20 protein-coding genes and 1 pseudogene are annotated in these 20044 nt (G+C 72.0%); 7 read left to right on the forward strand and 14 right to left on the reverse strand.

The window, feature by feature from the left end:
- The first annotated feature begins 87 nt into the window (after nucleotides 1–87).
- The 3 genes from AC07DF_RS31855 (at nucleotide 88) to AC07DF_RS31865 (ending at nucleotide 1277) form a co-directional block, all read left to right on the forward strand.
- Nucleotides 88–159, forward strand: a complete 72-nt coding sequence (locus tag AC07DF_RS31855) for a putative leader peptide (protein WP_310851512.1) — start codon at nucleotides 88–90, stop codon at nucleotides 157–159.
- Nucleotides 160–255: 96 nt separating this feature from the next.
- Nucleotides 256–834, forward strand: coding sequence for a cupin domain-containing protein (locus AC07DF_RS31860; RefSeq protein WP_478979171.1), 579 nt, complete (start codon nucleotides 256–258; stop codon nucleotides 832–834).
- Nucleotides 835–839: 5 nt separating this feature from the next.
- Entirely contained in the window at nucleotides 840–1277 is a 438-nt protein-coding gene (locus tag AC07DF_RS31865) for a rhodanese-like domain-containing protein (RefSeq protein WP_478979292.1), read from the forward strand.
- Nucleotides 1278–1290: 13 nt separating this feature from the next.
- On the opposite strand, the gene recX is transcribed toward AC07DF_RS31865, so the two are convergent.
- From recX to AC07DF_RS31885, 4 genes are all read right to left on the reverse strand, one after another.
- Nucleotides 1291–2127: a recombination regulator RecX gene (gene recX, locus AC07DF_RS31870; protein WP_478979174.1), complete on the reverse strand. Its 837-nt coding sequence runs from the start codon at nucleotides 2125–2127 to the stop codon at nucleotides 1291–1293.
- A gap of 3 nt (nucleotides 2128–2130) precedes the next feature.
- A complete protein-coding gene (recA, locus tag AC07DF_RS31875) occupies nucleotides 2131–3258 on the reverse strand; it encodes a recombinase RecA (protein ID WP_478979177.1) in 1128 nt (375 codons plus the stop codon).
- A 249-nt stretch (nucleotides 3259–3507) separates the two neighbouring features.
- The gene (locus AC07DF_RS31880) at nucleotides 3508–4803 is read right to left on the reverse strand and encodes an AI-2E family transporter (RefSeq protein WP_478979180.1); all 1296 of its coding nucleotides are present in this window, start codon (nucleotides 4801–4803) and stop codon (nucleotides 3508–3510) included.
- 123 nt (nucleotides 4804–4926) lie between these two features.
- On the reverse strand, nucleotides 4927–5121 hold the full coding sequence (locus tag AC07DF_RS31885; RefSeq protein ID WP_478979183.1) for a DUF3046 domain-containing protein: 195 nt from the start codon (nucleotides 5119–5121) through the stop codon (nucleotides 4927–4929).
- Nucleotides 5122–5201: 80 nt separating this feature from the next.
- On the opposite strand from AC07DF_RS31885, the gene AC07DF_RS31890 reads away from it, so the two are divergent.
- On the forward strand, nucleotides 5202–6146 hold the full coding sequence (locus AC07DF_RS31890) for a hypothetical protein (protein ID WP_478979186.1): 945 nt from the start codon (nucleotides 5202–5204) through the stop codon (nucleotides 6144–6146).
- Here the strand turns inward: AC07DF_RS31890 and AC07DF_RS31895 are convergent, their stop codons facing one another.
- From AC07DF_RS31895 to AC07DF_RS31905, 3 genes are read right to left on the reverse strand one after another with little or no spacing between them, the layout of a single operon-like run.
- Nucleotides 6147–6458, reverse strand: coding sequence for an AzlD domain-containing protein (locus AC07DF_RS31895; RefSeq protein WP_478979188.1), 312 nt, complete (start codon nucleotides 6456–6458; stop codon nucleotides 6147–6149).
- Nucleotides 6455–7189, reverse strand: a complete 735-nt coding sequence (locus tag AC07DF_RS31900) for an AzlC family ABC transporter permease (RefSeq protein WP_478979190.1) — start codon at nucleotides 7187–7189, stop codon at nucleotides 6455–6457. Before AC07DF_RS31900 ends, AC07DF_RS31895 begins: the two co-directional genes overlap by 4 nt.
- 23 nt (nucleotides 7190–7212) lie before the next feature.
- Nucleotides 7213–8043, reverse strand: a complete 831-nt coding sequence (locus tag AC07DF_RS31905; RefSeq protein ID WP_478979193.1) for an AraC family transcriptional regulator — start codon at nucleotides 8041–8043, stop codon at nucleotides 7213–7215.
- Between the two features lie 130 nt (nucleotides 8044–8173).
- Between AC07DF_RS31905 and AC07DF_RS31910 the strand changes: the two genes are divergently transcribed.
- Genes AC07DF_RS31910 through AC07DF_RS31920 form a run of 3 tightly spaced genes read left to right on the forward strand, consistent with a single transcriptional unit; the run spans nucleotide 8174 to nucleotide 14776 of the window.
- Nucleotides 8174–13099: an ATP-dependent helicase gene (locus AC07DF_RS31910; protein WP_478979196.1), complete on the forward strand. Its 4926-nt coding sequence runs from the start codon at nucleotides 8174–8176 to the stop codon at nucleotides 13097–13099.
- A 49-nt stretch (nucleotides 13100–13148) separates the two neighbouring features.
- A complete protein-coding gene (locus AC07DF_RS31915) occupies nucleotides 13149–13979 on the forward strand; it encodes an Fpg/Nei family DNA glycosylase (RefSeq protein WP_478979199.1) in 831 nt (276 codons plus the stop codon).
- A 32-nt stretch (nucleotides 13980–14011) separates the two neighbouring features.
- Nucleotides 14012–14776: an SDR family NAD(P)-dependent oxidoreductase gene (locus tag AC07DF_RS31920; protein WP_478979202.1), complete on the forward strand. Its 765-nt coding sequence runs from the start codon at nucleotides 14012–14014 to the stop codon at nucleotides 14774–14776.
- On the opposite strand, the gene AC07DF_RS31925 is transcribed toward AC07DF_RS31920, so the two are convergent.
- From AC07DF_RS31925 to AC07DF_RS31955, 7 genes and pseudogenes are all read right to left on the reverse strand, one after another.
- Nucleotides 14724–15101 carry a hypothetical protein gene (locus AC07DF_RS31925; protein WP_478979205.1) on the reverse strand — a complete coding sequence of 126 codons (378 nt, stop codon included), beginning with the start codon at nucleotides 15099–15101 and terminating at the stop codon, nucleotides 14724–14726. The genes AC07DF_RS31920 and AC07DF_RS31925 overlap by 53 nt on opposite strands.
- Before the next feature lie 145 nt (nucleotides 15102–15246).
- Nucleotides 15247–15717, reverse strand: a complete 471-nt coding sequence (locus AC07DF_RS31930) for a Dps family protein (RefSeq protein WP_478979208.1) — start codon at nucleotides 15715–15717, stop codon at nucleotides 15247–15249.
- 220 nt (nucleotides 15718–15937) lie between these two features.
- Nucleotides 15938–16318, reverse strand: a complete 381-nt coding sequence (locus AC07DF_RS31935; RefSeq protein ID WP_003993396.1) for a helix-turn-helix domain-containing protein — start codon at nucleotides 16316–16318, stop codon at nucleotides 15938–15940.
- 109 nt (nucleotides 16319–16427) lie between these two features.
- Nucleotides 16428–16622, reverse strand: a pseudogene (locus tag AC07DF_RS31940) (damage-inducible protein CinA); the annotation flags it as partial.
- A 130-nt stretch (nucleotides 16623–16752) separates the two neighbouring features.
- On the reverse strand, nucleotides 16753–17601 hold the full coding sequence (gene pgsA, locus AC07DF_RS31945) for a CDP-diacylglycerol--glycerol-3-phosphate 3-phosphatidyltransferase (protein WP_478979211.1): 849 nt from the start codon (nucleotides 17599–17601) through the stop codon (nucleotides 16753–16755).
- Nucleotides 17598–19076 carry a 30S ribosomal protein S12 methylthiotransferase RimO gene (gene rimO / locus AC07DF_RS31950; protein ID WP_478979214.1) on the reverse strand — a complete coding sequence of 493 codons (1479 nt, stop codon included), beginning with the start codon at nucleotides 19074–19076 and terminating at the stop codon, nucleotides 17598–17600. The genes pgsA and rimO overlap by 4 nt, the downstream gene beginning before the upstream one ends.
- Before the next feature lie 93 nt (nucleotides 19077–19169).
- The gene (locus AC07DF_RS31955) at nucleotides 19170–20015 is read right to left on the reverse strand and encodes a helix-turn-helix domain-containing protein (protein ID WP_478979217.1); all 846 of its coding nucleotides are present in this window, start codon (nucleotides 20013–20015) and stop codon (nucleotides 19170–19172) included.
- Nucleotides 20016–20044 lie beyond the last annotated feature (29 nt).

The raw sequence follows: 20044 nt of genomic DNA on the forward strand, positions 1-20044 counted from the left end.
CTCTCTGTCACAGTGCGTCCGCATGGTGACAGTGAGTTGACCTGCCCGGACGGCCGTGGTGTACTCCGGTGCGTGACCGACACCTGTGTGCGCCTGTGGCGGAGGGTCCATATGGACCTCCTCCGCTATGCGGGCTGCGTGTGTCGCCCGTCCTGCTGACTTCGCATCCTTCTTTCGTCCGCGCGCGCCGCGCTCTCCCTGCCGGCCGACGCGCCTCCCGTGCGAACCCGCATCAGGACCTCCAGGACGGCACCCGTGTCTGTATCCCCCTCCGCATCTCCTTCCTCTGTCTCTACGTCCGGCTCCTCCACTGTCCCTACGTCCGGCCCCTCCACGTCTTCCGGACCCACCCAGGCCGACCTTTTCGACTTCGTCCGGCGTACGGCCGCCGATACCGAGCTGATCGAATCCCTGCCGCTCGACCCCGAAGGCCGTACCTGGGTGCGGCTGGAGGGGCCCGGCGGCAGTGAGGCCTGGCTGATCGGCTGGCCGCCCGGCACGGGCACCGGCTGGCACGACCACGCCGACTCCGTCGGGGCCTTTCTGACCGCGTCGGGCGAGCTCAAGGAGAACTCGCTCGCCGCACGGCTGCCCACCGACGGCTGGAAGACCCTGGAGCTCTCCGACGGTGTGGACCGGGAACGCCGGCTGTCGTCGGGCCAGGGCCGCGCCTTCGGCCGGCACCACGTCCACGAGGTGCTCAACGAGTCCCCCGAGCGGCACGCGATCTCCGTCCACGCCTACTACCCGCCCCTGCCGCAGATCCGCCGCTACAGCCGTAGTGGGCCGATCCTCCGGCTCGAGCAGGTGGAGCGGCCGGAGGACTGGCAGTGAGCGCCATACAGGAGCCGGTGAGTGGCAGCGGCGGCAGCGGCAGCTCCAGTGGCGACGTCCAACCTCCCGTCGGCATCGACGAGTTGCTGGAGCGCGTGCGCGCGGGCTACGAGCGGATCGAGCCGCAGGAGGCGTACGAGGCCGCCGAGACCGGTGACGCGCTGCTGGTGGACATCCGCTACGCGGCGCTGCGCGAGCGCGACGGCCTCATCCCCGGTGCGCTCGTCGTCGAGCGCAACGAGCTGGAGTGGCGTCTCGACCCGCAGGGCAGCCACCGTGCGGCCGAGGCCACGAGCCACTCCCTGCGTGTCGTCGTGATCTGCAACGAGGGCTACGCCTCCAGCCTGGCGGCTCAGTCCCTGCACCAGTTGGGCCTGTACCGGGCCACCGACCTGGTCGGCGGGTTCCAGGCGTGGAAGGCGTCGGGGCTTCCGGTCGTGTGATCACACCGCAGAATCAGAACTGTTCGTCCCCGAGAAAGTCCGGGTCCTCGCCCTCCTCCTCCAGTGCCTGCCGGACCACGCGCAGGGCCATGCCCTCGGAGTAGCCCTTTCGGGCGAGCATGCCCGCGAGGCGCCGGAGTCGCTTGTCGCGGTCGAGCCCCCGGGTGGAGCGGAGCTTGCGCGCGACGAGTTCACGCGCGGTCGCCTCTTCCTGCTCGGGCTCGAGCTGGGAGACGGCCTCGTCGATCAGCGTGGAGTCGACGCCCTTGGTCCGCAGCTCCCGGGCGAGCGCACGCCGCGCCAGCCCCCGGCCGTGGTGGCGGGACTCCACCCAGGCGTCCGCGAAGGCGCTGTCGTTGATGAGGCCGACCTCTTCCAGTCTCGACAGCACCCCCTCGGCTGCGTCGTCCGGGATCTGCCGCTTGCGCAGGGCGTCGGCGAGTTGCTTGCGGGTCCGCGGGGTCCCGGTGAGCAGGTGCAGGCAGATCGCCCGAGCCTGCTCGACCGGGTCCCCTGGAGGCTCCCCCTGCTCGGCCCTCGACGAAGAGGGGGAGCCTCCGTCTTCGGTAATCACCTCACCGAAGCCCTGCCGGCGACGTCCACGCCCACGACGCGCCCCGCCGTCACGCGAGCCGTCTCTGCGTGAACCTCCTCCGCGTGAGCCTGCGCCGGGTGAGTCGCTGTCGTGGGAGCCGCCCCCGTGCGGCCCCTCGTCCTCCCCGTACGACCCGTCGGTCCCGTACTCGCCGTCACCGTCCACAGCCGAGCCCGCGTCGTCTCCGGTGCCCCTCCCCCAAGGGCCACCGGAGGCGGTGTACTCGTACTCCGCCCAGTCGGTTCGTCGTGTCACGGGTCAGCTCTTGGCTGTGGCGGCCTTGGACTTGCCGGTCTTGGCCGCCGCCGGGGCGGGCACCGCGGGCGCGGCGTCGGCCGGAGCGGCGGAGACCGCGGCATCCGTGCCCGGCTCGGCGGCCGGCTCCTCGGGACGCACGCCGACGCCCAGCTTCTCCTTGATCTTCTTCTCGATCTCGTTGGCCAGGTCGGGGTTGTCCTTCAGGAAGTTGCGCGCGTTCTCCTTGCCCTGGCCGAGCTGGTCGCCCTCGTACGTGTACCAGGCTCCGGCCTTGCGGACGAAGCCGTGCTCCACGCCCATGTCGATCAGGCCGCCCTCACGGCTGATGCCCTGGCCGTAGAGGATGTCGAACTCGGCCTGCTTGAAGGGCGGCGCGACCTTGTTCTTGACGACCTTGCAGCGGGTGCGGTTGCCGACCGCCTCCGTGCCGTCCTTGAGGGTTTCGATGCGGCGGATGTCGATGCGCACCGAGGCGTAGAACTTCAGCGCCCGGCCACCGGTCGTGGTCTCCGGGGAGCCGAACATCACGCCGATCTTCTCGCGGAGCTGGTTGATGAAGATCGCGGTGGTCTTGGACTGGTTGAGCGCGCTGGTGATCTTCCGCAGGGCCTGGCTCATCAGGCGGGCCTGCAGACCCACGTGGCTGTCGCCCATCTCGCCCTCGATCTCCGCGCGCGGGACGAGCGCGGCGACGGAGTCGATGACGATGAGGTCGAGGGCACCGGAGCGGACCAGCATGTCCACGATCTCCAGGGCCTGCTCGCCGTTGTCCGGCTGGGACAGGATCAGGTTGTCGATGTCGACGCCGAGCTTCTTCGCGTACTCGGGGTCGAGGGCGTGCTCCGCGTCGACGAAGGCGACCTGACCGCCGGACTTCTGCGCGTTCGCCACCGCGTGCAGGGTCAGGGTCGTCTTACCCGAGGACTCCGGGCCGTAGATCTCCACGACACGGCCGCGCGGCAGCCCGCCCACGCCGAGGGCCACGTCGAGGGCGGTCGACCCGGTCGAGATGACCTCGATGGGCTCCTTCGTCCGGTCACCCATGCGCATGACCGCGCCCTTGCCGAATTGCCGTTCAATCTGTGCGAGCGCGGCATCCAGGGCCTTCTCGCGGTCGGTTCCTGCCATGGGTTCCACCCGATTTGCTTGAGTCGATCGCTTCACGTCAAAGACGCTAACGCCTGCCACTGACAATGCGCCCCGACGCACGTCCGGCCTGTGGATAACTCGGGCACTTCTCTACCCAAAGTACGTCGAAATGCTCGCCGTTGAGCCGCGCCGGAGACCCCATGAGAATGGATGTTCGATTTTCGTGTCAAGCACGCCAGGCGACGGCAGCCGATGCCACGTGGTGGCCCGGCCCCCCGTACGACGAGATCAGGAGGAGCCCTTGCCGGGCCCTCCGCCCTCCGGGTCCCCCGGGTTCTCCGGCTCCTCCGGTCGCTCCGCACCCGGCCGCCGTGCCCAGAGCCGCCTCGTGCGCGCCATCAGGCCCGGCCCCTCCCCCCGCCAGCGATGGCCGTGCACACGCGGGTCGTCCGTGACGGCGTAGCGCTTCACGTAGGCCCCCAGGAAGGCCTGGAGCGTGGCGATGGCCGGGATGGCGATCAGCGCGCCGACGGCACCGAGGAGCGCCGTACCCGCGATCACCGAGCCGAAGGCGACCGCGGGGTGGATGTCGACGGTCTTCGAGGTCAGCTTGGGTTGCAGCACGTAGTTCTCGAACTGCTGGTAGATCACGACGAAGATCAGCACCCACAGCGCGTACCAGGGGTCCACCGTGAACGCGATCAGCATGGGCAGGGCGCCCGCGAGATACGTGCCGATGGTGGGGATGAACTGCGACACCAGGCCCACCCACACCGCGAGCACGGGCGCGTAGGGCACGTCCAGTATCTGCAGCAGGACGAAGTGCGCCGCGCCGGAGATCAGCGCCATCAGGCCGCGCGAGTAGATGTAGCCGCCGGTCTTGTTCACGGCGATCTCCCAGGCGCGCAGCACCTCGGCCTGACGCGCGGGCGGCAGGACGGAGCAGAGCGCGCGGCGCAGCCGGGGACCGTCCGCGGCAAAGTAGAACGAGAACAGCGCGATCGTCAGCAGCTGGAAGAGGCCCCCGAGGACCTGGGCGGACACGTCCAGGACGCCCGTGGCGCTGTTCTGCACGTAGTTGCGCAGCCAGTCGGAGCGGAGCACACCTTCCTGGATGTCCACGCGCTTCAGGTCGGTCTTGAAGTGGGTGTTGATCCAGTGGATGACGGAGTCGAGGTACTCCGGGAAGCCCTCGATCATCTTGATGATCTGGTCCGCGAGGATGGAACCGAGCAGCGTGACGAAGCCCGCCGACACGATCACCACGCCGATGAAGACGATGAACGCGGCCAGTCCTCTGCGCAGGCCGCGCGAGGCCATCCAGCTCACGGCCGGTTCGATGGCGAGCGCCAGGAAGAACGCGATGAGGATGTTGATCAGCAGGCCGGTGACCTGGTGGAAGGCCCAGCTGCCCAGCTGGAACGCGGCGACGAGGGCAAGCGCGAGCACCATGGCGCGCGGCAGCCAGCGCGGCATGCGGCCGTTCGGCCCGGCGGACCCTCCGGCCGGGGGCCCGGCCGGGGGCGTCGTACCGAACGGGGAGGACTGCTGGGCTTCCTGCCCGGTCTCGTCAGTGGGTGCCACGAACCAAGTCTCGCCCACGCCACCGACAGCCGTCTGCCCGCCTGCGATCTTCGTGACCCGGCAGCGATCTTTTGACCGTTCAACCGTCCGCTCGACCGGTCAAGGGCCTTCGTGGCGAGTCGGTCAGCGCCTCTCCCGGGGCACGTCCATCACCCCGCAGACCACGTGCCAGACCTCCTTGGCGTCCCAGCCGGCCTCCAGCGCCTCGTGCACGGTGCGCCCCCCGAGCTCCGACATCACGTGGTCGCGCGCGAAGGTGTCGGCGTAGCCCGGACCGAAGTGCTCCGCCATCCGCTGCCAGAAGACCGTCAACCGCATGACTCCAGTATCCCGCCCCTGGGGGTGGGCCTGAGCCAGGACCGCCTGCGGGCGCCGCATTCCGCCCTACGGTCTGACCCATGGCCGAAACAGGAGCTTCCACACTCCCCCCGACGCCCGCGCCGCACAGCCCTGTCACGCGCGCGGAGCGGTTCGTCTGGCTCACCGCGCGCGTGCTGGAGCAGCGCCTCTTCGCCCACCACTTCCGTGGCGCAGCCGCCGACCCGGTGGAGACGGCGCTGGAGGCCTACCGCAATGAGGACGGCGGGTACGGCCACGCGCTGGAGCCTGATCTGCGCGGCCCGGTCAGCCAGCCGCTGCACACCGCCCGCGCCCTGCGCGTCCTGGACGCCGTGGGGCGCTGCGCCGGCCAGCGCGTGGAACGCGTGTGCCGCTACCTGACCTCCGTCTCCACGGCGGACGGCGCGCTCCCGGCGATCCATCCCAGCGGACGCGGCTACCCGACGGCCCCCTTCCTGCCGGTCGTGGCCGACCCGCCCGGCGACCTCCTGTCCACCGGCCCGGTGGTGGGGCTGCTGCACCGCAACGAGGTGTGGCACGCCTGGCTGTTCCGGGCCACGGACTTCTGCTGGCAGGCGGTCGAGTCCCTCGAGAAGTCGCACCCCTACGAGATCGAGGCCGCCGTGACCTTCCTGGACTCCGCCCCCGACCGCGCGCGTGCGGAGGCGGCCGCCGACCGCCTGGGCCGCCTGGTGCGCGCACAGGGCCTGGTGGCCCTGGACCCCGACCACCTGGACGAGAATCCGGTCTCCCCCGGCTGTGCCTCCGGCACGCACCCTTTCCCGTACGACTACGCGAGGACACCGCGCTCTCTCGCGCGCGCGTGGTTCACGGACGACGAGATGACCCGCTCCCTGGACCACCTCGCGGCCCAGCAGCAGGGAGACGGCGGCTGGCCCGTCCGACGGCGCCGCTGGTCCCCGGCCCCCGCCCTGGAGGCCGGCCCGGTCGTGACGATCGAGGCCCTGCGCACCCTCAGCGCCTACGGCCGCGCCATCGAGTGATCACCACGCCCCTATGGCCCGCGCCCCCGCGGTCACCACCACGGCCGCCGCGACGACGACCAGGAACGGGGCGCGCAGCACCAGTGCCACGGCCGCTGCTCCGAGCCCGGCGGCCCGCGCGTCCAGCACCAGCGTCTGCCCGTCGGCGAAGGTCTGCTCGGCCGTGAGGGCCGCGAGCAGCGCGACGGGCAGCAACGCGGCAAGCCGTTGGACAAGGGGCCGCTCGAGGGTCCCTGTGGGCACCAGCAGCCCGGCCAGCTTGACGGCGTAGCACCCCAGGACGGTCACACCGATCGCGATCCAGACGTTCACGCGTCGTCCTCCCGGGAAGCAGGCGCACCCCTGCGCCGGCCGTCCGCCCAGAGGACGACCGGCGCCGCCAGCGCCGCCAGCAGCACCGGGACGCCGGCGGGCAGTACGGGCAGCAGCCCGAGCCCCAGCACCACGGCCAGCCCGGCGACGGCCCGCTCGGTGCCGGTCCTCAGCATCGGCGCGAGCAGGGCCAGGAAGACCGCGGGTCCGGCGGCGTCCAGCCCCCACGCGTCGGTGTCCCCGATGGCACCTGCGCCCAGGGCGCCGAGCAGCGTGGTGAGGTTCCACAGGATGTACAGGCTCAGCCCGGTCACGACGAATCCGATTCGCGCACCGCGCCGCGTGGGCTGTGCGAGCGCGACGGCGGTCGTCTCGTCGATCACCCACTGGGCGGCGAACGGCCGCACCGCGCGCGGGAGGGCCAGCAACTGCGACAGCCGCAGGCCGTAGAAGGCGTTCCGTACGCCCAGGAAGAAGGCCCCGGCAGCCGCCGTGAACGGACTGCCTCCTGCCGCGAGCGCGCCCACCAGGGCGAACTGGGAGGCCCCGGTGAACACCAGAAGGCTGAGCGCGCATGTCTGCATCAGCGTGAGTCCGCTGCCTGCCGACGTCACTCCGAAGGCGAAGCCGGACAGCCCGACGGCCACCCCGACGCCCAGTGCGTCCCGTACGACGGCCCGGTCCGCTTTCCCACCGGTCCCTGTATCTCTGAGAGCTGTCCGATCCACCACGCCCCGCACGCTACGAGCAGCCGCTACCGCAGGTCTTGTACGTTCTTGCGCTCCCGCTGATACGCTCCCGGAGGCACCCCGACCATCCGGCTGAAGTGCCGGTTGAGATGCGGCTGATCTGTGAACCCCACGGCGACGGCGACCTCGGAGGGCGGCGTCCCGAGGTCCAGCAGCCGCCGCGCCCGCCGGACTCGCGCGTCCGTGAGCCACGCGTGCGGGGGCATCCCGTAGGCGTCCCGAAAGGCCCGCAGCAGTGCGAACGGACTGGTCCCGAGATCAGCCGCCAGCTGCTCCAGAGTCGGTGGCAGCGCCATCCGCTCCTCCAGCACACCACGCGCGCGTGCCGCGATCCGGGTCCCGGCCGTCCGCACCTCCTTCCGCGGCATGGGCCCGCCGTTCAGCCGCAGCAGCCTGGTCACGGCGACCCGCAGCAGCGTGTCCGCGGCCAGGGCGTTGCCCTCGTCGGCGGCCCGCAGCACCTGGTGCACCAACGCGACGGCGTACGGATCGTCCACCACCGGACTGACGAACCCCGGCGTCCCCCGCAGCGCCGTCGTCTCGGCCGCGATCTCCGCCACCACGTCGACCGAGGGATACACCGCCCCGTACCGCCACCCCTCGGGCACACCGGCCCGCCCGGTGTGCGGAGTATCGGGATTCACCAGCGCGAGAGCCCCTGCCCCGGCGTACTGATCACCACCGCCGTGGTGGAAGACCTCCACCCCGTCGGCGATGGCGGCGATCACGAAGTTCTCGTGCGTGTGCCGGACGAACGTCTTCCGTACGTACCGGGCCCGCAGCAGATCCACCCCGGGCAGCTCGTCGTACTGCCAATGCCGCGCGCGCTCCGTCATACGGCCATTGTCCGCTGTCCCGCCGCTGACTCCCCGGTCACCCGTCTCCGGCACCCGCGACGCCTGCGAAGACGCCCTGGCCAGACCGCCACCAGGCTCCGTTGTCAGTGCCGAGGTGCACGATGGACGCATGCCCAGCAATGCGCACCGAGCCCTGGACGGCTTCTCACCCGCGACCCGCGCCTGGTTCACGGGTGCCTTTCCCGCGCCCACCACCGCCCAGGCCGGCGCGTGGCAGGCCATCCACGAGGGCTCGGACGTGCTGGTCGTCGCCCCCACCGGCTCCGGCAAGACCCTGGCCGCCTTTCTGGCCGCCCTGGACCAGCTCGCCTCGACGCCTCCCCCGGCCGACCCCAAGAAGCGCTGCCGGGTCCTGTACGTCTCGCCGCTGAAGGCCCTGGCCGTGGACGTCGAGCGCAACCTCCGCAGCCCCCTGACCGGCATCCGCCAGGAATCCGTGCGGATGGGCCTGCCCGAGCCCGAGGTCAAGGTGGGCATCCGCTCGGGCGACACCCCGGCCGCCGAGCGCCGTTCCCTGGCCACCCGCCCGCCGGACATCCTGATCACGACCCCCGAGTCGCTGTTCCTGATGCTGACCTCCGCCACGCGCGACGCGCTGACCGGTATCGAAACGGTGATCCTCGACGAGGTGCACGCGGTCGCCGGCACCAAGCGCGGCGCCCACCTGGCGCTCTCCCTGGAGCGGCTGGACGACCTCCTGCCGAAGCCGGCCCGTCGCATCGGCCTCTCCGCGACGGTCCGTCCGGTCGACGAGGTGGCCCGTTTCCTCTCGCCCCGGCGCAAGGTGGAGATCGTCCAGCCGGAGTCGGGCAAGGAGTTCGACCTGTCCGTGGTCGTCCCGGTCGAGGACCTGGGCGAGCTGGGCGGCTCCCCCGTGTCCGACGGCTCGGAGGGCGCCGAGCGCCCCTCGATCTGGCCGCACGTCGAGGAGCGGATCGCCGACCTCGTCCAGTCCCACCGCTCCACGATCGTCTTCGCGAACTCCCGCCGCCTCGCGGAGCGCCTGTGCAACCGCCTGAACGAGATCGCGTACGAGCGGGCCACCGGCGAGCCTCTCGACGAGCACCACTCCCCCGCCGAGCTGATGGGCGGCTCGGGAGCCGCCCAGGGCGCACCCCAGGTCATCGCCCGGGCCCACCACGGCTCGGTCTCCAAGGAACAGCGCGCCCTGGTCGAGGAGGACCTCAAGGCGGGCCGGCTGCCCGCGGTGGTCGCCACCTCCAGCCTGGAGCTGGGCATCGACATGGGCGCCGTGGACCTGGTCGTCCAGGTCGAGTCCCCGCCCTCGGTCGCCTCCGGCCTCCAGCGCGTGGGCCGCGCGGGCCACCAGGTGGGCGCGGTCTCCACCGGTGTCGTCTTCCCCAAGTACCGAGGCGACCTGGTCCAGGCGGCGGTGGTCACCGAGCGCATGCGCACCGGCGCCATCGAGTCCCTCAGGGTCCCCGCCAACCCCCTGGACGTCCTGGCCCAGCAGGTCGTCGCCATGACGGCTCTGGACACCTGGCAGTTCGACGACCTGCTGGCAGCCGTCCGCCGAGCCGCCCCCTTCGCCTCACTGCCCGAGTCCGCCTTCACGGCGGTGCTCGACATGCTCGCCGGCCGCTATCCGTCCGACGCCTTCGCCGAGCTTCGCCCGCGCGTGGTGTGGGACCGCGTCACCGGCGAGATCACCGGCCGCCCCGGCGCCCAGCGCCTCGCCGTCACCTCCGGCGGCACGATCCCCGACCGCGGTCTCTTCGGTGTCTTCCTCGCGGGCGCCGATCCCAAGAAGGGCGGCGGCCGGGTCGGCGAGCTCGACGAGGAGATGGTCTACGAGTCCCGCGTCGGCGACGTCTTCACGCTCGGCACGAGTTCCTGGCGCATCGAGGACATCACCCGCGACCGCGTCCTGGTCTCCCCCGCCCCGGGCGTACCGGGCCGGCTGCCCTTCTGGAAGGGCGACCAGCTCGGCCGCCCGCTCGAACTGGGCCGGGCGCTGGGCACGTTCCTGCGCGAGGTCGGTTCGCTCCCCAAGGACGACGCCCGCCTCCGCCTGCTCGCCGCGGGCCTGGACGCCTGGGCGGCGGACAACGTGCTCTCGTATCTGGAGGAGCAGCGCGAGGCCTGCGGCCATGTCCCGGACGACCGGACGATCGTCGTGGAGCGCTTCCGCGACGAGCTCGGCGACTGGCGGGTGGTGGTGCACTCCCCCTTCGGCGCCCAGGTGCACGCCCCGTGGGCGCTCGCGCTCGGCGCCAAGCTCTCCGAGCGGTACGGCATGGACGCGCAGGTCATGCACGCCGACGACGGCATCGTGCTGCGCCTGCCGGACGCCGATCTGATGGGCCTGGACCTGCTGGACCAGGAGCCGGTCAAGATGGGCCGGGAGTATGACGCCGATCAGGCCCCCGTGGGCGCCGCCGACGTCGTCTTCGACAAGGGCGAGGTCGACCAGGTCGTCACCGACCAGGTGGGCAGCTCGGCCCTGTTCGCGTCCCGCTTCCGCGAGTGCGCCGCCCGCGCGCTGCTGCTGCCGCGCCGCAACCCGGGCAAGCGCACGCCTCTGTGGCAGCAACGGCAGCGCGCCTCCCAGCTCTTGCAGGTGGCGAGCGAGTTCGGCTCGTTCCCGATCGTCCTGGAGGCGGTCCGCGAGTGCCTCCAGGACGTCTTCGACGTCCCCGGCCTCGTCGAGCTGATGGGCGACCTGGAGGCCCGCAAGGTGCGTCTCGTCGAGGTCACCACTGCCGAACCGTCTCCCTTCGCGCGTTCCCTCCTCTTCGGCTACGTCGCCCAGTTCCTGTACGAGGGCGACTCCCCGCTCGCCGAGCGCCGCGCCGCCGCCCTGTCGCTGGACTCCCGGCTGCTGGCCGAGCTGCTGGGCCAGGCGGAGCTGCGCGAGCTGCTCGACGCGGAGGTGCTGACCGAGCTGGAGCGCGAGCTGCAGTGGCTCACCGAGGACCGCCGCGTCAAGGACGCCGAAGGCGTCGCGGACCTCCTCCGCCTCCTCGGCCCGCTCACGGACGCGGAGCTGGCCGAGCGGGGCGCGGAACCCCAGTGGGCTCAGGAGCTGGCCGGTGCCCGCCGTGCCATCCGAGTCCGGATCGCGGGCGGAGACCACTGGGCGGCGATCGAGGACGCGGGCCGGCTGCGCGATGCCCTGGGCACGGCCCTGCCGGTCGGTGTCCCGGAAGCGTTCACCGAGCCCGTCAAGGACCCGCTCGGCGACCTCCTCGCGCGCTACGCCCGCACCCACGGCCCGTTCACCTCGGCCACGGCGGCGGCCCGATTCGGCCTGGGCGTGGCCGTCACCGAGGGCGCCCTCCAGCGGCTGAGCGCGGCGGGCCGGATCGTCCAGGGCGAGTTCCACCCCGCCGGAATCGGCCAGGAGTGGTGCGACACGGCCGTACTGCGCCGACTGCGCCGCCGCTCCCTGGCCGCCCTGCGGCACGAGCTGGAGCCGGTGGCACCCGCCGCGCTCGCCCAGTTCCTCCCCCAGTGGCAGCACATCGGCAAGGGGCACTCGCTGCGCGGCATCGACGGGCTGGTGCGCGCCATCGAGCAGGTGCAGGGCGCATCCGTGCCGGCCTCCGCCCTGGAGAAGCTCGTCCTGCCGTCCCGGGTCGTGAACTACACCCCGGGAATGCTGGACGAGCTCACCGCCGCGGGCGAGGTGGTCTGGGCCGGGGCCGGTTCGCTCCCCGGCAAGGACGGCTGGGTCTCCCTCTACCTGGCGGACGCGGCTCCCCTGCTCCTGCCGCCCCCGCACCCCTTGGAGCTGACCGCCCTCCACCAGTCCGTCCTGGACACCCTCTCCGGCGGCTACGGCCTGTTCTTCCGCCAGATCGCCGACCAGGTCCGCGCCACCACCCACCCCGACGCCACCGACCCCCAGCTGGCCGACGTGCTCTGGGACCTGGCCTGGTCCGGCCGCCTGACGAACGACACGCTCACCCCGATGCGCTCCCTGCTCGGCTCGGGCCGTACCGCCGGGTCCACGGCTCACCGCGCCAAGCGCGCGGTCCCGCGCGGCCGGTACGGCTCCCTGACGGCCGCGGCCCGCCCCGCCGCGTCCCGCTCCGGTCCGCCGACCGTCGCCGGCCGCTGGTCCCTGCTCCCGTCCCACGAGCCGGATCCCACGGTGCGCGCCCACGCCCTCGCCCGCACCCTCCTCGACCGCCACGGCGTGGTGACCAGGGGCGCGGTCTCGGCGGAGGGCGTCGAGGGCGGGTTCTCGGCGACGTACCGCGTCCTGTCCGTCTTCGAGGAGAGCGGCCAGGCCCGCCGCGGCTATGTGGTGGAGGGCCTCGGCGCGGCTCAGTTCGCGATGGACGGCGCCGTGGACCGCCTGCGCGCGGTGTCCAACGCCCGCGACCGCGGCGAGGACCTGCCCGGCCCTCCGCCGGGCCCCGGCCTCGACCCGTTCCCGGCCCATGATTTCGCCGAGCCGGACGACCCGCCTCGCTCCAACGACCACACCGACGACCCGGGCCCCGACGGCTTCCCCGACTTCGGCCCCGCCTACGAGGCTCCGGCACCCCAGCCGTCCCCAGGCGACTACGTCTCGCCTCGCGACTACCCCCCGCAGGCCGCCCCGCCCTGGCAGAACGGCGGACGCGCGGCCTACGACGCCGGATTCCCGGGCCGCCGTACGCGCCCGGACCCGGCCTCCCGGGCCGTCGTCCTAGCCGCCGCCGATCCGGCGAACGCGTACGGCGCGGCCCTGGCCTGGCCTGAGCCCCCGAGCGGCGCCGGGCACAAGCCGGGCCGCAAGGCGGGCTCCCTGGTGGTGCTCGTCGAGGGCGAGCTGACGCTCTACATGGAGCGCGGCGGGAAGACCCTGCTGGCCTGGGCCGCCGACCCGGACGGCGCCCCCACCGACGACCCCCGCCTGCGCACCGCGGCGGAGGCACTCGCCGCAGCCGCCCGGGCGGGCTCCCTCGGCACGGTCACGGTGGAGCGGGTCAACGGCACGCAGGCCCTGACCTCACCCATCGGCACCCTCCTGGAAGGAGCGGGCTTCATCGCCACACCCCGCGGACTCCGCCTCCGCGCCTGACCCCACCACTCCCGGCGCACCCGCGAACGCCCCGTGCCACCCTTGACCCATGCCCGAAGGTGACACGGTCTGGCAGACCGCGAAGCGGCTGCACAGTGCCCTCGCGGGCAAGGTGCTGACCCGCAGCGACCTGCGGGTGCCCCGGTTCGCCACGGCCGACCTCACGGGCCGTACGGTCCTCGACGTCACCCCGCGCGGCAAGCACCTCCTGACCCGCGTGGAAGGCGGTCTGACGCTGCACTCCCATTTGCGGATGGACGGCTCCTGGAAGGTCTACCCGAACGGCCGGCGGTGGACCGGCGGCCCCGGCCACCAGATCCGCGCGATCCTCGCGAACGCCGACAGCACAGCCGTCGGCTACCGCCTCCCCGTCCTGGAACTCCTGCGCACCACCGACGAGCACCGCGCGGTGGGCCACCTCGGCCCGGACCTCCTCGGCCCGGACTGGGACCCCGAGCGGGCCCTCGCCCATGTCCTCCATGACCCCGCCCGCCCCCTCGGCGAGGCCCTGCTCGACCAGCGCAACCTCGCCGGCATCGGCAATGTCTACAAGAGCGAGCTCTGCTTCCTGCTCGGCGTCACGCCCTGGCTCCCCGTGGGCGATCTGCCCGCCGAACGCGCCGCGAAGCTGCCCGCGCTCGCCAGGAAGCTGCTGGAGACCAACCGCGACCGCCCGGTCCGCAGTACGACGGGCCGCCGCGGCCAGGACCTCTTCGTCTACGGCCGGGCTCCCCGCCCCTGCCTGCGCTGCGGTACCTCCGTCCGCGTCGCCGACCAGGGCGACGGATCACGTGAACGCCCGACCTACTGGTGCCCCACCTGCCAGCCGGGCCCCGCCCCGGCCCCGGCCGGACGCATCCGGCCCGCCCCAGACAATTGACGATCCGTCAGATCCGCTCGTACGGTCCCTACATGCCCGTCACGGCGTACGACCTCAGCGGCCGCACCGCGTTCGTCACCGGGGCCGCGAGCGGTATCGGCCGCGCCTCGGCCCTGCTGCTCGCCGAGGCGGGCGCGACCGTGCACTGCGCGGACCGCGACACCGAGGGCCTGCACGAGACGGCGACCCTGATCAAGGACACCGGCGGCAACGCCCACCCGCACGCCCTCGACGTCACCGACCGCTCCCGGATGAGGCAGGCGATCACCTCCTGCGACCGCCTGGACGTCCTGGCCGCGATCGCCGGCATCATGCACAGCAGCCCCGTGCTGGAGACCCGGGACGAGGACCTCGACCGGGTGCTCGACGTGAATTTCAAGGGCGTGCTGTTCGCCTGCCAGGAGGCGGCCCGTCTGATGATCGCCACCGGCACCCGGGGCAGCATCGTCACCATGGCCTCGGGCGCCGTCGACACCGGAGGACCCGGCCTGCTCTGCTACGGCGCGGCAAAGGCGGCGGTGGTCCAGCTGACGAAGACCCTCGCGACGGAGGTCGGCCGGCACGGCATCCGCGTCAACGCGGTCGCTCCCGGCTGGATCCGGACGCCGATGACCGACCGCCACGACAGCGAGGCCCAGTCGCACACGGAGTCCGTCATGGCCCGCATGTCACCCCTGGGCCGGGTGGGCGAGCCCGAGGACATCGCGCAGGCGGTCCTGCACCTGGCATCCGACGCCTCGGTCTTCACCACGGGCCAGATCCTCCGCCCGAACGGGGGCGTGGCGATGCCGTGGTAGCACCAGCCCCGCGCCCGCCCGCACCAGCCCCGCCTTCACCCGCGCCCGTCCCACACTCACCCGTGGCTGTCCCCCGATCACCCCGCACCCCCCAGACCCTCCGCCACCGCCCCGAACCGACCACCCCGCTCGCCCGCCCCTTCGGCACACAGTGCACCGGCAACACGCTCAGCCCCCACCCCCCGGCCGCGACCGCCGCCTCCAGCGCCCCGGCCCCGGGCACGACCGCCAGCCGGAGAACAGCCCACCACCACAGCGCCCCCAGCCCGAGCACGGCCCCTCGGACCCCCCAGCCCCGGACCCCCCAGCGCCCTATCCCCGCCACGGCCGCCACCTCCAGCCCGACGCTATTCGGCCGCTCGGAGCCGTCGGGAGGGCGCACCAACGGCACACAGGCGCACCGCGCACCACTCCGCGCACCACTCGAAGCCGGGCGGCATCCCGCCCGGCCGGCCCGTCACCCGGTTCCGTCACCCGTTCTCGGCCTGGAACATCCAGTGATGCTTCTCCAGGTCCGCCGTGATCCCGATGAAGATGTCCTGGCTCACCGGGTCCGGCTCGCCGGTCGCCTCGACCCGCTCCCGCATCCGCGCGATCACCGCGCCCAGCGCCTCGACGAGCGTCCCCACGGCGGTCGTGTCATCGACCCACCCCTCAGGGGTCACGCCGATTCCACTGCCGACGGCCACCGTCGCGGCCCGCCCGTCGGGCGGGATACCGAGCGCCGCGGCGCGCTCCGCCACGGTGTCGGAATACTTCCGCGCGGTGTCGACGACCTCGTCGAGCTGGAGATGGACGGAACGGAAGCGCGGTCCCACCACGTTCCAGTGAATCTGCTTCGCCACGAGGGCGAGATCCACCAGGTCGACCAGCGCACCTTGCAGCGCCTCCGACACGGTCTTCAAGCTCGCGTCGGACAACGGGCTCTTCACGACGTACATCCGCACCTCCGTGGACTGCCCCCGCCATCCCCTCAACGATGACCGCCGTACGCCCCACCGGCAAACGCACACAAATCGGGCATTCAACGCGGACCGCACGCACGCAAGCGAAAACCCCGGGCGCACCTCTCCGGATCTCCCGGAGAGGCCCGGCCGGGGCCTCAGCACCTATCGGCGCCTGGTCGGCGCCGTTCGCCTCATGCCGCGTACGCGAAAAAGCTCACGCGGCGACGACGTCCACCGCCTCGGCGGGCGCCTTGATCGTCACCCGTTCCGGTGGCACACCGGTCACCGATACGGAACCCAGCATCGGGCGAACCGGCGTGGGTACAGGCTCGCTGGGGGTGGCCGCAGCAGACTGGGCCAGCTCGGCGAGGGCGAGCTCGTCGCTCACTTCCCGCATGAGCTCGGACATCCGTACGTCCAGCGCGTCGCAGATGGCGGAGAGCAGCTCGGAGGAAGCCTCCTTCTGCCCCCGCTCCACCTCGGAAAGATAGCCGAGTGAGACTCGGGCGGACGAGGAGACTTCGCGCAGAGTACGGCCCTGGCGCTGGCGCTGCCGACGCAGCACGTCACCCAGCAGGCGACGGAGCAGAATCATCGGTGGCTCCCTCCTCGGACCGCGTAGCCGCATCCATTACGCCCCACCGTACCGCCTTGCGCCGCGGCCGTGCGGGGAGCGATGTCGTGTTCACTCAGGGCTGCAAACATCAAAACCCCCCGTTCCGTTCCGTATCCTGTGCCCGCTCATTCCCAGTCTGTTCGCCCGCAAGCCCCTTCGGGAGCACTGCGAGTACGCTCCGTACACTCTCTCTACGAATTTCCTCGCGGTCGCCGTTCAACCGCAGAGCCTCCACTTTTCCGCCGCCGGCAGAACCGGAATCGACTGCGAAGGGCCCGTCCACGGTGCCTGTGGGGCTCTGGAGGCCGATATGACCTCCGCCGTCGCGACGCGACCACCGGTCAGCGACTCCGCGACGGCGAACATCCTGCCCTTCACCGTGAGTAGTCGCGCCACGTCAGTGGCCGTGGAACTCACGCTTCCTTCTCCTCCAACGCGGCCTTGCGCTCGGCGATTCCCTGCCTGCGCAGCACAATGGCCTGTTTCACATAGTCGAGCCCGGTCGCCACCGTCAGAACGACCGCAGCAGCCATCACCCACCACCTCAGGGTGGCCAGCCACCCCGTCAGCGCCAGCACATACATGCCCACGGCCACGCCCTGGGTGAGGGTCTTGAGCTTGCCGCCGCGGCTGGCGGGGATGACGCCGTACCGGATGACAACAAAACGCAGCAGAGTGATCCCGAGTTCCCGCCCGAGGATGACACCGGTCACCCACCACGGCAGATCTCCGAGCGCGGACAGACAGATCAGCGCCGCCCCCATGATCGCCTTGTCGGCGATGGGGTCGGCGATCTTCCCGAAGTCGGTGACCAGGTTGTAGGTGCGCGCCAGGTGACCGTCGAAGATGTCCGTGATCATGGCGATGGCGAAGGCCGCCCAGGCGAGGGCCCGCCACGCCGGGTCGTATCCGCCGTCCGCGAGCATCAGCGCCACGAAGGCCGGTACGAGGACCAGCCGGAGCATGGTCAGGAGGTTGGCGATGTTCCAGACACTGGCCTGGTTGACGGCCGCGGCCGTCAGCTTCCCGCCCCGCGCGCTCTTCTCCTCGCCCTGGGCGTCGACACCGGCGCCGTCCGAGCCCTCACCGACGACAGCGCCACTGCCACCCGCAGCGTGCCCCGTACCGGACGTCCCGCCCTCAGCCGACCGCGCGGCCGTACGGCCGACCGCCGACCCGGGCGCCTTCCCCGAGGCCGGTCCGGCCGCGGGCCTCCTCGCGCCGGAGGCGCCTCCCGCCGCGGCTGCCGGGACACCGGTCATCTGCCCGCCTCCTCACTCCACGCAGGCGAGGCGAACGAACCCTGCAGGGGCTCGGCCACCAGGTCGACACCCTCCGTACCGACCACCTTCGCCTCGACCATACGACCGCTGCGGAGCCCCGCGCCGCTCGTGAGCAGCACCTGGCCGTCCGTCTCGGGCGCCTGGTGCGCGGCGCGGCCGTACACGCCCTCCTCGTCGACGGACTCGACGAGCACGTGCACGGTCTGGCCGACACGCTCCTCGGCGCGCTGCGAGACGAGTTCCTCGGCCAGCCGCGAGACCCGGGCCAGACGCTCGGCGACCACGTCCTCGTCGACCTTGTTCTCGTAGGTCGCCGCCTCAGTGCCCTCCTCGTCGGAGTAGCCGAAGACGCCGATGGCGTCCAGCCGCGCGCCGTTGAGGAACCGCTCCAGTTCGGCGAGGTCGGCCTCGCTCTCGCCGGGGAAGCCGACGATGAAGTTGGAGCGCACACCAGCCTCGGGCGCCTTGCTCCGGATGGTGTCGAGCAGTTCCAGGAAGCGGTCGGTGTCACCGAAGCGGCGCATGGCCCGCAGCACGCCGGGTGCGGAGTGCTGGAAGGACAGGTCGAAGTAGGGCGCGACCTTCGGGGTCGACGTCAGGACGTCGATCAGGCCGGGCCTCATCTCCGCGGGCTGGAGGTAGCTCACCCGGACCCGCTCGATGCCGTCGACCTCGGCGAGCTCGGGCAGCAGCGACTCCAGCAGGCGGATGTCGCCCAGGTCCTTGCCGTAGGAGGTGTTGTTCTCGGAGACCAGCATGATCTCCTTCACGCCCTGCTCGGCCAGCCAGCGCGTCTCGTTCAGCACGTCGCTGGGGCGGCGGGAGATGAAGGAACCGCGGAAGGACGGGATGGCGCAGAAGGAGCAGCGCCGGTCGCAGCCGGAGGCGAGCTTCACGGAGGCGACCGGGGTGCCGTCGAGGCGGCGGCGCAGGGGCGCGCGGGGGCCGGAGGCCGGAGCGAGGCCTTCCGGAAGGTCGGCGGGGGCGTGCCCGGGCAGCGCGACCTCGGCGGCGGACTCCTGTCGCTGCGCCGGGCTGATCGGCAGCAGCTTGCGCCGGTCGCGCGGGGTGTGCGAGGCGTGGATGCCGCCGTTGAGGATGGTCTGGAGCCGGTCCGAGATGTCCGTGTAGTCGTCGAAACCCAGCACGCCGTCGGCCTCGGGGAGGGCCTCGGCGAGTTCCTTGCCGTACCGCTCGGCCATGCAGCCCACCGCCACCACGGCCTGGGTTCTGCCGTGCCCCTTGAGGTCGTTGGCTTCCAGGAGGGCGTCGACGGAGTCCTTCTTGGCGGCCTCCACGAAGCCGCAGGTGTTCACGACGGCGACGTCCGCGTCCTCGGCGTCCTCCACGAGGTGCCAGCCGTCCGCCTCCAAACGGCCTGCGAGCTCCTCCGAGTCCACCTCGTTACGGGCGCAGCCAAGGGTGACCAGTGCGACGGTACGGCGTTCAGGCATGGGCTCAAGAGTACTTCGTCCCGCTGACACCCCACGTCGACGGGGTTGGCCGATCCCGGCCAACCCCGTACGACGGACACCCCTTCGGCACGGTTACCCGGCCTCGGGGTCGCCCTTCGTATATGTGAGACGTTCCACGGAGCCCGGCTGGAAGTCGTCTTCGATCTTCTTGCCGTTGACGAAGAGGTCGATCGCGCCGGCGTCGCCGAGGACGAGGTGCACCTTCGAGCTGTCCTGGAAGGTCTTGGAGTCGCCCTGCTTGAGGACGCCGTCGAAGAGCATCCGGCCGTTGTGGTCCTTGGCTGCGATCCAGCTGCGGCCGTCGGCGGCGGCCACCCGGACCGTCACCTTGTCCTGAGGCGCCGCGGCGATGGCGCTGTCGGAGGGCTTGGGCTTGGGGTCGGCGGGCTTCTTGGACTTGGTGGTCGGGGAGACGGACGCGCCGGGCGTGGAGCCGTCGGCCACATTGGCCTCGCCGCCGTCGCCGCCGCCCTGGAACATGGTGAAGCCGACGAAACCGATCACGGCGACGATCGCGGCGACCATGGCCGCGGTCCAGTTGGGCCCCCGCCGCTCCGGACGGATACGTTCCGCCTCGAACAGGGGAGCTGCCGGGGTCGGCGCCGGACGTCCGCCGTGCGTGTCGCCGTACTGGGCGAGCAGCGGCGCGGGGTCGAGGTGGACGGCCTTGGCCAGGGTCCTGATGTGCCCGCGGGCGTAGACGTCCCCACCGCAGGCGGTGAAGTCGTCCGCCTCGATGGCGTGCACGATGTTCATGCGGACCCGGGTGGCGCTACTGATGTCGTCGACGGTCAGTCCCGCGGCGATACGCGCCTGCTGCAGGACACGGCCGATGGAGGGGCGGGCTTCCTCGCGGTCGTCTTCGACGTGCTCGTCTTCGAACGGACGCTCGTCTTCAGGGGAGTTGCCGATGGACACGGGGGCGCCTTTCGAGCGTGTAGCCGCCT

The organism is Streptomyces sp. NPDC044719 (assembly GCF_056433405.1).